This is a genomic window from Methanoplanus sp. FWC-SCC4 (assembly GCF_032878975.1).
Taxonomy (GTDB): domain Archaea; phylum Halobacteriota; class Methanomicrobia; order Methanomicrobiales; family Methanomicrobiaceae; genus Methanochimaera; species Methanochimaera problematica.
Genome location: NZ_CP043875.1, coordinates 50,266 through 63,323, shown reverse-complemented (window position 1 = coordinate 63,323; position 13,058 = coordinate 50,266). Strand labels below are relative to the sequence as shown.

The window sequence follows — 13,058 nt, the reverse complement described above, 5'->3', positions numbered from 1 at the left end:
TTTCAAAAAAACAAAATTTCATGGTGCTTTTATGACAGGATTTCTGCCTGATTTTTTCCGTGACAAACAGGATAAAAAAGATAAAAACATCTACATGGAAGTTTTTTTAAAATCCCCTGTCGGAATGTGCGTAATAACACACCCCGGCTTTCTGATAAAGATTGTAAACGAAGCTTTTGCAGATCTGTTCGGACTTGGAAAAGATGAGATTACAGGGAAACTTTTCGCAGAGATTTGGACTAAATGCAGAGAAAGGGACGAATTTATGGTCTCCCTCAGAACCGCCGGCACGGTTTTTGAGGCACCATACACCATAGAGACTAAAACAGGTAGGATATTTAGTGTAAGACTCTCAGGTGCAAAAATTGACGACGATAATTTCCTGATTTGTGCACTGCCGGCATAAAAATATCAGGATTGGTTTATTTTGAGAGTTTTCGCTGCATATCCTCGTTCATCTCAATCAGAATTTCAAAAATTTCGCATATTCTTTCAGGATCAAGACCGCTATCCTCTGCAAATCCCATCGCCCTTAAAAGAACCCCCATACGCTGTTTTTCATCACGCACGGGAGTTCCCGACTCTTTTTTTGCATCCCTGATAACAGAGGCAAAATCACTCCTTTTTTTGATGAGCGTTACTATTTCCCTATCTATTGCGGCCAGTTCTTCCCTTGCCTCTTTTAGATCCATTGAATAACTTATTGTAACCGCAACTTATAGAAAATATTTCATGCACGGAAAAGAATGAGGGTTCGTCCAACAAGCATAAGATAGCATAGAATATATCTATATAACATAGATGTACGAAAAAGTGATATCAAAAATACCTGCGAGGGAGAGAAACGATCTCATTATCGGGTGGATCGCAATCGCAGTCGCATTTACACTTGTTTTCACAAGGGGAAGTGTAACACCAGTCACATTCGCCATATTTTTTGCAATATCCCTGGTAACCGTCGGCATAGGATTTCTTCTCCATGAACTTGCTCATAAATTCAGTGCTATGAAATTCGGATACTGGGCTGAATTTCACAAAGATAACCAGATGCTTCTTGTTGCAGTCGCACTTGCAGCCCTTGTCGGTGTTGTGTTTGCGGCACCGGGTGCAACCGTCATATACGGCCAGCAGGGCAGAATGATGACAAAGGAGGAGGACGGAAAAATATCAGCAGCGGGGCCTGTTGTAAACCTTATACTCTGCGTACCGTTTTTCCTGCTCATCGTTGCAGGTGCGGCTCTTGGAGGTATTTCTTCAGGGGGACTGGGATTCTACCTCTTCCTTACCGGTACATTCGGACTTTCCGTAAACTCAATGATAGCATTCTTCAACATGCTTCCTGTAAGTGTGCTGGACGGTAAAAAAGTGCTTTCATGGAATCCGGCTGTTTTTGCAGCCCTTATTGTATCATCCTTTGTGATACTCCTAATATCCTACGATTACGGTGGAATCCTCTCAGAGATACTGAGTATCATCCTCTGAGATAAATAAAAGAATAAACCCAAGGGATGATAATCATCCCGGGGTTTTCGAGTTTTTTTTACTCTATACTTTTTCCCGGGCAGATTCTTGCTTATAACCCACGTTTTTTAAGCACTGCGGCAATGCAGAATAATGCTGCAAGAGTCGTCACCCAGATAAAACCGGGACTTTCCTGAGTGGGAGTTGCAGGAATCTCCGTCTTAATAGGGACTGTCTTTTCCGGCGAAGGAGTAGGCGTAAAAGTAATGTCAGAACCGGTCCCTTTCTGAATAACACTTATTTTAAAGTCCGAGAATGGCTGTGAACCTGTTGTTTCCCCATATCCGGCACAGTTTTCACGGCCGGCCTGCCCGCTTACAAAGGTTACCATGAGTTCCTGTTCCGAGCCTTCCGGGCTTGTAAATACACGCCTCTCACCAGGCATCATGGAATAAATCTGATTGTAATTCTTCTCTTCCCACCCCTGAGACACTTTTACGTTTGAAGAGACCGCACTGCACACCTGAGCGTTGCAGTCGCTGCAGTCGGGATATGTCTCATAGCTCATTTTGAAATTCCCGGAGAAACGTGATATCAGATATGACGGATCGCCATATGAATCAGAAATGTACTTCCCGGTGCCATGTGCAAGGACTTTTGAAAACGTGACCCATTCTACGATCTCTCCCGCATCACCTGTAAAGGTTGCATGAACAAAGTCACCTTCTGATATTTCTCCGCCGTAAAAGGATTTCGGGTAATGGCCTGTCACCATCTCCCTTGATATGAACCTTACCGAAACACCGACCCATGACTCTCCGTTCCATACATTCGTCACCCTGACGGTTGCAAGAGCATCATCAGCTGATATTTCCAGAATCTCCCCTGCAACCGTCACCGTATCCGTTACCGCAGTCACCGGAGCTGCCACTCCGAAAACAGCGATTAAAATCGCTGATATAAAAAAAATAATTTTTCCTTCTTTTTCTTTTGGATCCATTCAAATCCACCCCCCCTCAATTTTAGAATATTATCCCCGGGCCAAATACCCGAAATAATTTACCCAACTCTTTTCATCCCGGGTATATATAACCAGCACACAGCCAGACGCAATGGTAAAAAAATTTGAGGGCCGGGGATTATATCCGGCCGTATTTTTTGGCCATTTCAAGAATGAAATCGGTATTTGGAACTATCAAAAATACAGGGAAATAACCAAAGAAGTGGTGATAGTCGGTTTTTAAGAGCATAACCTTAACGGATGCCTTCTCAAGTTCATCAAGCCTTTTTTCATAGGACTCATTTTCCTCATCCACCGGACCGTCATAAGATTCGGGCAGATTTTCCGCCTCTTTTAACAGACCTTCCCCAAGGATTTCTGTTTTGTAAGACAAAAAGCCGTTGACCAGTTCCCTGCTGTATCTTCCCTGTAAATACCTGACAAATATTACCTGGGATACAAAGATCACTGCAAACAATAAGAACCTGAATTTTACAACATCCTCAATTGTCATGAATCTGCCAAGCGTCATACCCGGAAGAATAAGCGCAAATACAAGGAGAGTCCCGGTTAAGGCCGCCAAAACCGCAATTATCAGCACATACTTCAGTACAGAGACAAGTCCTGAGCTGTACTTCTCCCGGACTTTCATGCGTATCCCAAGAATCCCTGAGAAAAAACCACTGGAGTACGGCTTTACCATCATGATGCCGGAGTAAAACACTATTATCGCAAACGACTGTATCCCGATAATTAAAGCTGAATTATACTCAAACGAGCCCATGAAGTACCCAAGAACAACAAAGAAAATATTCATGAAAAACAGCATGAAAAAGCCGGGTGCAAGCGGATGACAATTGATGAAAAAGAGATTCCACGCCATCTCGGAGAGAACCTTCTTCTCTGAGTTTACGGCCCGGATACCACCAGTAAGATCAACCTTAAGCTCCAGAAGCAGATTTTTCACAACAATTTTATCTGATTTCTTAGAGAGAAGAGCGCCCTTCCTCTCGGTCGGGATCATCATGATAAACGGATTTACCATCAGAAATATGAAAGCACTGATTACCCAGTATTGCATGTATTCAGAGTTGTCTCCGAAGAAAAGAAATATATTAACAAATAAAGCCAGAATTATTATAATTCCTGTGTATTTCAGTTTTAAGGACATCTGCGGTATTTTATCTGTCTCTTCTTTTGCAGAAGATAATGACTCTTTAAGTCTGTTTATTAGATCTTCTCTTCTCTGCTGGTAGTTCTCCGTATTTATCACCTGCCGGTATTTTCAAAGATATACTGGGAAATGTCAGGTTTATAGCATATCAGCTTTTCCAAAAAAAATCTGAAAATATGAGATAAAAATATTCATGCGGGTTTTAATATATCATTTTGAAAGTTCTGAAACAATTTTTTTCCCTTCACCGTATGCATAAGTCAGGGCTGATGGATGACCATCAATTCCTTTGTATTTGTCCATCCCGTGTACGTTTATATCCTTATAATATTCAAAACCGGCATCGTTGAAAAATGCTCTTACAACAGGATGGGCGGCATCAAACACATTTTTTATGTCCTGACCTGCTGTTGAGACAAATACCCCCTTGTGAGTTTTGAGGTGCTCTTCATCAAAGACAAGATCTTTTTTGATGAACTTTCTTGCCCAGAGGTACTGTCCTCTGTCAATAAAAGCCTTCATTTCAGCCGTAATTGACATAGAATATATAGGTGATGCCAAAACGAGAATGTCCGTCTCATTCATAATCTTTTCAAAAATTTCCGTCAGATCATCCGTGATTACACAATAACCCGTTTTATGACAGGCATTGCAGCCCTGACAGCTCCTGTATTTCATTTTTTTCAAAAGGATTTTTTCTGTCGCGGCACCTGCCGACTCTGCACCTTCCAAAAAACTGTCAAGGAGTTTTTCTGTGTTGCCGTACTTCTTCGGACTGCCGGATATTCCCGTTACTTTAATCATTTTTGTTCATTCCTGTAATTTTCGGACCTTTCGGATTAGTTTTTTTGCCATCTCTTCGGCATCGGACTTTGCGGTTTTGTGGGCACGAATTGCACCCTTTTCATCAACATTGTTTATCATAAGATATTCAATATCCCTGTCTTTTATGTCAGATACATGGAAGAAGCATTTTACCGCAGGTATGGACCCGTCAAAGACAAAGTCCCAGTCCTGACCTGCTGTTGAGAGGAAAAGACCAACCCTCTTTCCGATTCTTTCAGGGGGTGCAACGGGAATTTTCAGGACATATTTTCTTGATCGAAACACCTGTGTCCTGTCAACAAGGGCTTTTGCCTGCGAACAAAGCCCCATGCAGTATATCGGGGATGAAAGAATTACAACATCGGCATCGATTATCTTTTGAAGAAGTCCCGCAACGTCATCCTTAATAACGCATATACCGTTTTTTTCACAGGAGTTGCAACCCCGGCACGGTTTTACATCGTATTCCGAGAGGGCGATTTTTTCAGTTATAACATCCTCTTCTTTTGCCATGAAACCTAAAACATAGTCGAGAAGATCCTCGGAATTGCCATGCCTCCGGGGACTTGTTGCAAATCCCACAACCGATATTGTCATATCATTCGCTTATTTGTCAACCAACGCATAAAAGAATTTACTTAGCATTTTAAAAATTACGCCTGGCCGAAATTTCTGAAAATTTAAAAAAATGGATCTGATAACAAAACTTTTCTAGATCTCTTTAAAGCAGAGATAAAAGTCCTTGCAGTCATATCCTTTAAAAAGCCTTTCCTCAGCTTCCTTCTGTGTCTTTGGCGGCGGTACAACCACTTTGTCACCAGGCTGCCAGTTGGCAGGCGTTGCAACACCGTGCTCATCACTTGTCTGAAACGCCTTTAAAATCCTGATTATCTCCGGCATGTACCTCCCGTTTGAGAGCGGGTAATAGATCATCGCCCTGACTTTTCCCTCCGGATCAATAAAAAATACTGCCCTTACCGCTGCTGTGCTGCTCTGCCCGGTATGTATCATACCGTAAAGCGATGCAACATTCATGTCCAGATCGGCTATGACAGGAAACGGAATATCTACCCCCGTTTTTTCGCGGATATTCCTAACCCACGCAAGGTGCGAATGAACACTGTCGATTGAAAGCCCTATAAGCTGCACATTCATTTTAGTAAGTTCGTCATAAATTCCTGCAAACGCCATAAACTCTGTTGTACAGACAGGCGTGAAATCGGCAGGATGAGAAAAGAGGACAACCCATTTCCCGCGATAATCTGAAAGCTTAATCGTCCCCTGAGTGGTTACGGCTTCAAATTCAGGTGCAGGCTCGCCCAAAACCGGCATGGAAAAGCATTCACATTCATGCTCAATATCAATACACATAAACTTCAGCCCCCCCAAAAAAAATTACTGATAGAGTTTCTCAAGTTTTGCTCTTCCCTGCACATATGCAGGCATTCCTGAAAGCAGGAAGGCAACCTTTAGACCCTCTTCAATCTCTTCCTTTTTGATTCCAAGATTCTTTGCACCCGCCATCTGGGCGGAGACAGCATCCCCGTCACGAAGAGAGGCTGCGATTGCGATTGCAATGATTTTCTTGTGCTGACGGGTGAGTGCCCCGTCACCCCAGATCATGTTGTCAATTGCAAGAATCTTATCATGCATTTCCGGATCCATATCAGCAAGTTCACGGAATATCAGCGGAACCTTACCGATATTTTTCTCAAGATCTTCCATTCCCCCCATAATCATTTCTCCTGAAGGTACATTGCCTCTCCACAGCAGTAGAGCTCTCCTCCCCCTACCTCTTTTACTTCAACAACATTTCCGCAAACTTCACAGACGAAAAGCTCGCCTTCCTCAGTTACATTTACCATACTCTTTACCCCCCTGATAATTTTATCATCTCTTTGGAGGATGCTTTGCATCTTCCGGCGTCTTTACATCATCTCTTATATGAGTGATCGGGAAACAGTCATACATCTCACATGCACATGCAGGGCACTTTCTTAAATCGCTCTGCTGTGTTTCCGTGACTTTGTACTCAAGGCCGCAGTCAACACAGATGTATGTTCCCGGCCCGACCGTGTCTCCTGCTTTTACCCTCTGTGGTGCTTCTGACATTATTTCTCACCTTAGCCTTTCATTATGACCAGATCTATATATTTCTTTTGTCGAAAACAAAAAAACCTGAGAATTTCTTTTTTTCAAAGAATCTGATTTAAAAGAGGGATTAAATTTAAATTATGTAAAAGCATGAATAGATAAACATCATGAATCCTGAGATAATTGCACTAATGGGAAGCCCGGTTCCGGATGGCAACACGGGAAAGCTCCTTGAACAAGCGATTAAAGGAGCTGAGGATGCGGGATGCAGGGTTGTAAAGGTCGATGTAACACAACTGAAGTTCTCGCCCTGCATGGAATATTTCTTCTGTGAAAAAAATGAGACCTGCATGATTAAAGACGATTTTACCCCATTCATTGAGAGATTTAAATCGATTGACGGGCTTATAATCGCAACCCCCGTGATGACTATGGGAATCCCCGGAGCCCTTAAGTCATTCATGGACAGGTTTCAGGTCTATTTCATGGCGAAATATGTCAGGCATGCGTCCTTCATTACCAAAGAACAGAAAAAATGGCGGAAGACACTTCTCATCTCCATCGGGGGAATGGATATTGAAAATGACTTTGACGGCGTCATACTCTCCACAAAGGCATTTTGTCAGATTACAGACTGCCCGTACTGGGACGGGGTTTTCCAAAACAACATGGACAAAATATCGGATATCACAACGAAGCCCGAAATTATGGATGCCGCATACAAAAAGAGTTACGAGATGTGCAGCCTGATTAAAAAGGATATGGAAGCTTCAGGACAAAATGAGTGAGATATTGTAAAATATTTTTAAAATGGGGTAAATCTCCGGAATTATTATGATTTAAAAAAATCCCCGTCCCTTAAGACTCACATAACCCTTTTTTGCCACAATAACATGATCAGAAACTGTTATTCCGAGTATTTCACCGGCCTCATTCAGCCTCTTTGTAATTTCAATATCCTGCATTGAGGGTTCGGGATTGCCTGAAGGATGATTGTGAACAAAAATTACGGATGCGGCACGGTCTGTTATGGCATCGGAAAATACCTCTCTTGGATGAACGGGGCTGTGATTCAGGATGCCCACAGTAATCGTTCTCTTCTCGATCATTTCACCGGCACCATTAACTGAGATGCAGACAAAATGCTCCTGCTTTTTATATTTAAGATCATTTACAAGCGGAAGAACGTCTTCAGGGCGTGAGATTTTAATGCACTCCTCCGTTTCAGGAAAATATCTTCTGACAAGTTCAAAAGATGCAACTATCTGCGCAGCTTTTGCCTCACCGACACCCCCTACACAGAGCAGATCATCATAACAAATGTATCCTTTTTTGTCATCCAGCATTTTTTCAATATCCGATGCAATCCTGTTTACATCCCTGCCCGGAATACCTCTGCCGATAATTGCCGCAATAAGTTCCTGGTTCTTCAGATTTTTTACCCCGAGCCTCCCTATTTTCTCACGCGGGCGGTCTTCAGCCCTGATCTCTGTAATCTTTTTCATGTGTAAACCGGCCATCAGTAAATTATAATAAAAATCATTTTTTCTTTGATTGTTTATAGATTTGGTTATTTTAATCGGCGGAAATTTTAAGATATCGACAGCTCATTCGTTAATTGCCGAATTATGCTTCGACCGACAACTATTTAATTTATAATGATTAATAATGACAAAACCCCGACAGCAAGGGGGGTATCAGAAATGTCAGAAGAGAAAAAAATCACAAAAGTCCCGGTATACACCCCGGACAAATCCTACAAGGATTTCAGGTGGATGGGGGATTATGAAAAGATATACAGGGAATCTGTTGAAAACCCGGAAAAATTCTGGGAAGGAATAGCAAAAGAGCTTGACTGGGAGAAAAAATGGGATAATGTCCTTGAGTGGAATTACCCGGACGCTAAGTGGTTTTCAGGCGCAAAACTGAACATCACATGCAACTGTCTTGACAGGCATGTAAACAACAGCAGAAAAAACAAGGTAGCTCTCATATGGCGGGGGGATGACGGAAGTGAGCGTATTTTCACATACCGTCAGCTGTACAGAGAGGTAATGAGGTTTGCAAACGGCCTTAAAAAGCTGGGCATCAAAAAAGGTGACCGCATCTGCTTTTACATGCCTTTTGTACCCGAACACATCATATCCATCCTTGCATGCGCAAGAATCGGTGCTGTGCACACAATTGTTTATGCAGGGTTTGGTGCCGAGTCACTTCATCAGAGAATAGTCAATTCCGAATCAAAGCTTGTCATAACAGCAGACGTGAGCATCAGGAGAGGCAAAAGAATTGATCTCAAGTCAATTGTAGACGAGGCAATTGTAAACGCACCGTCAGTTGAAAGAGTTATTGTTTACAGGAGAACAAAACCCGACATCGAGCTGTATACCGAGATGGAGCTTGACTACTACGAGCTGATAAAAGATGAAAAACCACACTGCGATCCTGAAATAATGGATGCGGAGGATCCGCTCTTTATCCTGTACACAAGCGGAACAACCGGCGCTCCGAAAGGAATCCTGCACACATGTGCAGGCTATATGCTAGGTTCATACTACTCGACAAAGTATGTGTTTGACATAAAAGAGTCGGATGTTCACTGGTGTACGGCAGATCCCGGGTGGATCACAGGCCACAGTTATGTTGTCTACGGTCCGCTTCAGGCCGGCGCCACAATCCTGTTCACCGAAACCACCCCTGACTATCCTGACCCGGGCGTCTGGTGGGAGATTGTTGAGGAGTTTGGTGTCACAATCCTTTACACCGCTCCGACAGCAATCAGGATGTTTATGAAATTCGGAAGCGAGTGGCCTGACAAGTATAACCTTGAGAGCCTGAGGGTACTCGGATCGGTCGGGGAACCTTTGAATCCGGAAGCGTTTGAGTGGTTTTACAGGGTTATTGGAAAGGAAAAACTCCCGATTGTGGATACATGGTGGCAGACTGAAACAGGTATGCATATGATAACCACACTTGTCGGCGAGCCTATGAAACCCGGATTTGTCGGAAAACCGCTACCCGGAGTTGTCGCTGATGTTGTTGACAAAACGGGAAATCCTGTTCCGCCTGAAACGGCAGGGCGTCTTGTAATCAAAACACCCTGGCCTTCGATGATGAGGGGTATCTGGGGCAGCAGAGAGATATACGAGAAATACTGGTCGGAAATCAACGGTTATTATACTGTCGGGGATATGGCTGTCAAAGATAAGGACGGCTATATAATGATCATCGGAAGGGCTGATGATGTCATCATCGTTGCCGGACACAACATAGGCACAGCAGAGGTTGAGTCAGCACTTGTTGCACATGAGGCAGTTGCAGAGGCGGCTGTTATAGGAGTGCCCGATCCACTGAAGGGGAATTTAATAAAGGCATTCTTGATACTTCGAAACGGCTATTCAGGCAGTGAAAAGCTTGCAAACGAACTCAAGTATCACGTCAGAATGACACTCGGGCCCATATCAATGCCTGCTGAAATCAATTTCATGGAGACTCTTCCAAAGACACGCAGCGGCAAGATCATGAGAAGGGTGTTAAAGGCACAGGATATGGGAGTCGACCCTGGCGATCTGTCAACTATGGAGGATTGAGGGATTTTTCCCCCAATCCTGATCAATCATTTATATGAGAAGCTTCATTATTGAATATTGTTTAAAAGTGGTTATTATGACGACAATGGATAATGCAGCAGAAGCTTTTGCAGGCGAATCTCAGGCCAACCGCAAGTACTTTGTATTTTCTGAAAAGGCAGCGGCTGAAGGGTACCCGAATGTTGCCAAACTCTTTAAGGCAGCATCGGAGGCAGAGGCAATTCACGCAAAGAGACTGCTTTTTGCAATGCAGAAGGTCGGGACAACTGAGGAGAATTTAAAAGGTTCAGTTGCAGGGGAAACCGACGAATACACCAAGATGTATCCTTCGTTCATCAAAAAGGCACAGGAAGAGAGCGAGTCTGAGGCAGAGACAGTTTTCACACACGCAATGAGAGCGGAAGAGGTTCATGCAGGCCGTTACTCGATTGCACTTGATTCTGTTTCAAAGGGTAAGGATATGGAGATCAAAAAGGTTTTCCTCTGCCCTGTCTGTGGTAACATTGAGCTTGATGAGGCACCTGCATCCTGTCCGATATGCGGTGTTCCGGCAAGAATGTTCAGGGAAATTGAATAATTTCCCGATTTTATCTTTTTTAGATCCTGTGGTAGTCTGTCCGTTTTTGAGTTACGGACACTTTAATTTTTAAAGATATATTTTCATTTTTTTAGCAGTCATATTTTAATATAATTGAAATTCATAGCAGAGAGTATGCCTGAAGTAAAAGTTTACTCTACAAGGGCCTGTCAGTACTGCCGCCTTTTAAAAGCCTATCTCGAAAGGCAGGGTATAGATTACATACCCATTGATGTTGGGGAGGACATCGATGCCGCAAAGGAGATGGTAAAGATCTCAGGACAGTATTCAGTCCCGGTGACTGTTGTTGATGATGAGATTATTGTCGGATTTGATACAAAAAGGCTGAAGGAGATTTTCGGAAGCAGGCCTGAACCGGATAAATATGATGTGCTTATAATCGGCGGAGGGCCGGCCGGCCTTACGGCTGCAATGTATGCTTCCAGAAAGATGCTCACAGGGATGATTATAACAGAAAATATCGGCGGACAGGCGCTTGAGTCGTGGGCTATTGAAAATTACATGGGTTTTCGGATCACAACAGGCGGTGATCTGATGCAGAAGTTTGAAGAGCAGATCAGATCGGAGGATATAAGAATCGAGCTTGACAGCGTTAAATCCCTAAAAGAGGAGAACGGTTTGTTTACCGCCTATACCCAATCTGATCAGGAGTTCTCGGGGGATTCCCTGATTATCACGACAGGAGTCAAACCAAGGATGCTTGGAGTTGAGGGCGAGGACAGATTCATAGGACGGGGAATAAGCATATGTTCGACATGTGACGGACCGCTTTTTAAGGACAAAAAAATCGCAATAGTCGGCGGGGGAAACTATGCACTGACAACCGCAATTGAGATGAGTTCGATTGCAAAGGAGGTTTATCTGATTGTAAGAAGCAAAATACGGGCTGATGAGATCTACAAAAAGCAGTATGAAGATATTGAAAATATTAAGACCTACAAAAACTCCGTTGTCACGGGGGTTGTCGGTGAGAATCTGCTCGAATCGATAGTGATATCCGACAGGGATACAGGAGAAGAGACTGTTCTTGAAACAAACGGACTTTTCCTTGCAATCGGGCACGATGCGAATACATCATTTACGGACGGTTTTGTCAAACTTAACGATAAGGGGGAGATAATAACAGACAAAAACGGAAGAACAAGCCATCCGGGAGTTTTTGCGGCAGGGGATGTTACCGATGTTGAGGGAAAGCAGGTGATTATTGCGGCCGGAGAGGGTGCAAAGGCGGCTTTGTCAGCATATGGATATATTTCAGATAATAGGATGGATAAACAATAAATCTGATATTTTTCTTTTTTCTCAAACTCTGAATAATTAAACCGCAAAGATTCACTATGTGTCTTAACCAGGGGATTTTAAAAAAAATTTATTTTGAATAGGTGGGATGGTTTTTCAAATGATGCGGGGGAGACATGTTTTGCCAAAATCCGGAAATTTTTTGGGGATGCCGGATCTTTTGGAGGGTTTTTGCCTCCCTTAGAGATAACATCACCCCGGAGACATATAAATGAGTTAAATTGGTTCACTTCATTTGTATAACCGTAAAGATAAATGACGGGAACGGGTTATTTAAGCATTTAACAAAGAGGATTTTTTGCTATAAATTCATTGTTGGTATATACGAACATATTTTTGCCATCCCGAGCAGTTGCTAAAAATCAAATCCCGGAAGGCTTCCTTTGTTCCCGGCCCCTCTGAATTAGAGCACTAATAGTTATATCTCCATATGCATGCATATATGCACATATGTCCGGCGTAACGTCAATAAGGATTAGCACTGACATGAGAGATATTCTTTCAAATCTGAAAGTGCATCAAAAGGAATCCTATGAAGACGTAATAAAGCGGCTTGTCGAAATGGCAGTTGATGATGAACCGTTAAGTGAGGCGACAATAAAGGCAACAGAGGAATCACTGGCCGATATTAAGGCAGGCAGGGTTTTTACTCTCGAAGAGGTAGCAGAAGAACTGGATCTTAAATAATATGGTTTAACAGTTCTGGTTACTAACCGTGCAAAAAAGAGTATTGCACAGCTTCCAAAGGATACCGCAGTGGAAATATATCAAAAACTAAAAGCCCTCTCATCTGAAAAAAATCCAAAAATCCACGTAAAAAAACTGAAAGGCAATAAAAATCCCCCGTTTTACTCACTCCGCGTTGGAATTTACAGAGTTATTCTAAATATTGAGGACAACATTATGATTATTCACGTGATCGAGGCAGGTCACAGGAATAAGATTTACAGAGATTATTAGTTTCCGGCATATTCCCGACCGGCTCATCTATATTTATGTATAAATCCCGGTTTCATC

General features: G+C 42.9%; 18 protein-coding genes. 8 read left to right on the top strand and 10 right to left on the bottom strand.

Annotation, left to right across the window (positions count from 1 at the left end; genetic code table 11):
• Positions 1 to 31: 31 nt before the first annotated feature.
• Positions 32 to 406, top strand: coding sequence for a PAS domain-containing protein (locus F1737_RS00355; RefSeq protein WP_317136803.1), 375 nt, complete (start codon positions 32 to 34; stop codon positions 404 to 406).
• 16 nt (positions 407 to 422) lie between these two features.
• On the opposite strand, the gene F1737_RS00350 is transcribed toward F1737_RS00355, so the two are convergent.
• Positions 423 to 692 (bottom strand): chorismate mutase, encoded by a 270-nt coding sequence (locus F1737_RS00350; RefSeq protein ID WP_317136802.1) that lies wholly within the window; start codon positions 690 to 692, stop codon positions 423 to 425.
• A gap of 109 nt (positions 693 to 801) precedes the next feature.
• Here F1737_RS00350 and F1737_RS00345 point away from each other — a divergent pair, with 109 nt between their 5' ends.
• Entirely contained in the window at positions 802 to 1,482 is a 681-nt protein-coding gene (locus tag F1737_RS00345) for a zinc metalloprotease (protein ID WP_317136801.1), read from the top strand.
• A gap of 91 nt (positions 1,483 to 1,573) precedes the next feature.
• On the opposite strand, the gene F1737_RS00340 is transcribed toward F1737_RS00345, so the two are convergent.
• From F1737_RS00340 to F1737_RS00305, 8 genes are all read right to left on the bottom strand, one after another.
• Entirely contained in the window at positions 1,574 to 2,461 is an 888-nt protein-coding gene (locus tag F1737_RS00340; RefSeq protein WP_317136800.1) for a hypothetical protein, read from the bottom strand.
• A 139-nt stretch (positions 2,462 to 2,600) separates the two neighbouring features.
• Positions 2,601 to 3,734 carry a hypothetical protein gene (locus F1737_RS00335; protein WP_317136799.1) on the bottom strand — a complete coding sequence of 378 codons (1,134 nt, stop codon included), beginning with the start codon at positions 3,732 to 3,734 and terminating at the stop codon, positions 2,601 to 2,603.
• 111 nt (positions 3,735 to 3,845) lie between these two features.
• Complete coding sequence (locus tag F1737_RS00330; RefSeq protein WP_317136798.1) at positions 3,846 to 4,439, bottom strand: flavodoxin family protein; 594 nt, start codon at positions 4,437 to 4,439, stop codon at positions 3,846 to 3,848.
• A gap of 6 nt (positions 4,440 to 4,445) precedes the next feature.
• Complete coding sequence (locus F1737_RS00325; protein WP_317136797.1) at positions 4,446 to 5,057, bottom strand: flavodoxin family protein; 612 nt, start codon at positions 5,055 to 5,057, stop codon at positions 4,446 to 4,448.
• A 114-nt stretch (positions 5,058 to 5,171) separates the two neighbouring features.
• Positions 5,172 to 5,831: a peroxiredoxin gene (locus F1737_RS00320; protein ID WP_317136796.1), complete on the bottom strand. Its 660-nt coding sequence runs from the start codon at positions 5,829 to 5,831 to the stop codon at positions 5,172 to 5,174.
• A gap of 24 nt (positions 5,832 to 5,855) precedes the next feature.
• Positions 5,856 to 6,194, bottom strand: coding sequence for a carboxymuconolactone decarboxylase family protein (locus F1737_RS00315; RefSeq protein ID WP_317136795.1), 339 nt, complete (start codon positions 6,192 to 6,194; stop codon positions 5,856 to 5,858).
• A gap of 2 nt (positions 6,195 to 6,196) precedes the next feature.
• Positions 6,197 to 6,325, bottom strand: coding sequence for a desulfoferrodoxin FeS4 iron-binding domain-containing protein (locus F1737_RS00310; protein WP_317136794.1), 129 nt, complete (start codon positions 6,323 to 6,325; stop codon positions 6,197 to 6,199).
• A 25-nt stretch (positions 6,326 to 6,350) separates the two neighbouring features.
• Positions 6,351 to 6,572 carry a zinc ribbon-containing protein gene (locus F1737_RS00305; protein WP_317136793.1) on the bottom strand — a complete coding sequence of 74 codons (222 nt, stop codon included), beginning with the start codon at positions 6,570 to 6,572 and terminating at the stop codon, positions 6,351 to 6,353.
• Between the two features lie 149 nt (positions 6,573 to 6,721).
• Here F1737_RS00305 and F1737_RS00300 point away from each other — a divergent pair, with 149 nt between their 5' ends.
• A complete protein-coding gene (locus F1737_RS00300; RefSeq protein ID WP_317136792.1) occupies positions 6,722 to 7,342 on the top strand; it encodes a flavodoxin family protein in 621 nt (206 codons plus the stop codon).
• 51 nt (positions 7,343 to 7,393) lie between these two features.
• On the opposite strand, the gene radC is transcribed toward F1737_RS00300, so the two are convergent.
• The gene (gene radC, locus F1737_RS00295; protein ID WP_317136791.1) at positions 7,394 to 8,059 is read right to left on the bottom strand and encodes a RadC family protein; all 666 of its coding nucleotides are present in this window, start codon (positions 8,057 to 8,059) and stop codon (positions 7,394 to 7,396) included.
• A 198-nt stretch (positions 8,060 to 8,257) separates the two neighbouring features.
• Between radC and acs the strand changes: the two genes are divergently transcribed.
• The 5 genes from acs (at position 8,258) to F1737_RS00270 (ending at position 13,001) form a co-directional block, all read left to right on the top strand.
• Positions 8,258 to 10,144 (top strand): acetate--CoA ligase, encoded by a 1,887-nt coding sequence (gene acs, locus F1737_RS00290; protein WP_317136790.1) that lies wholly within the window; start codon positions 8,258 to 8,260, stop codon positions 10,142 to 10,144.
• Between the two features lie 76 nt (positions 10,145 to 10,220).
• The gene (locus tag F1737_RS00285) at positions 10,221 to 10,721 is read left to right on the top strand and encodes a rubrerythrin family protein (RefSeq protein ID WP_317136789.1); all 501 of its coding nucleotides are present in this window, start codon (positions 10,221 to 10,223) and stop codon (positions 10,719 to 10,721) included.
• 135 nt (positions 10,722 to 10,856) lie between these two features.
• Positions 10,857 to 12,023, top strand: a complete 1,167-nt coding sequence (locus F1737_RS00280; RefSeq protein WP_317136788.1) for an FAD-dependent oxidoreductase — start codon at positions 10,857 to 10,859, stop codon at positions 12,021 to 12,023.
• Positions 12,024 to 12,491: 468 nt separating this feature from the next.
• Positions 12,492 to 12,728: a DUF7557 family protein gene (locus tag F1737_RS00275; RefSeq protein ID WP_456301626.1), complete on the top strand. Its 237-nt coding sequence runs from the start codon at positions 12,492 to 12,494 to the stop codon at positions 12,726 to 12,728.
• A 15-nt stretch (positions 12,729 to 12,743) separates the two neighbouring features.
• Entirely contained in the window at positions 12,744 to 13,001 is a 258-nt protein-coding gene (locus tag F1737_RS00270; protein WP_456301634.1) for a type II toxin-antitoxin system RelE family toxin, read from the top strand.
• Positions 13,002 to 13,058: the final 57 nt, after the last annotated feature.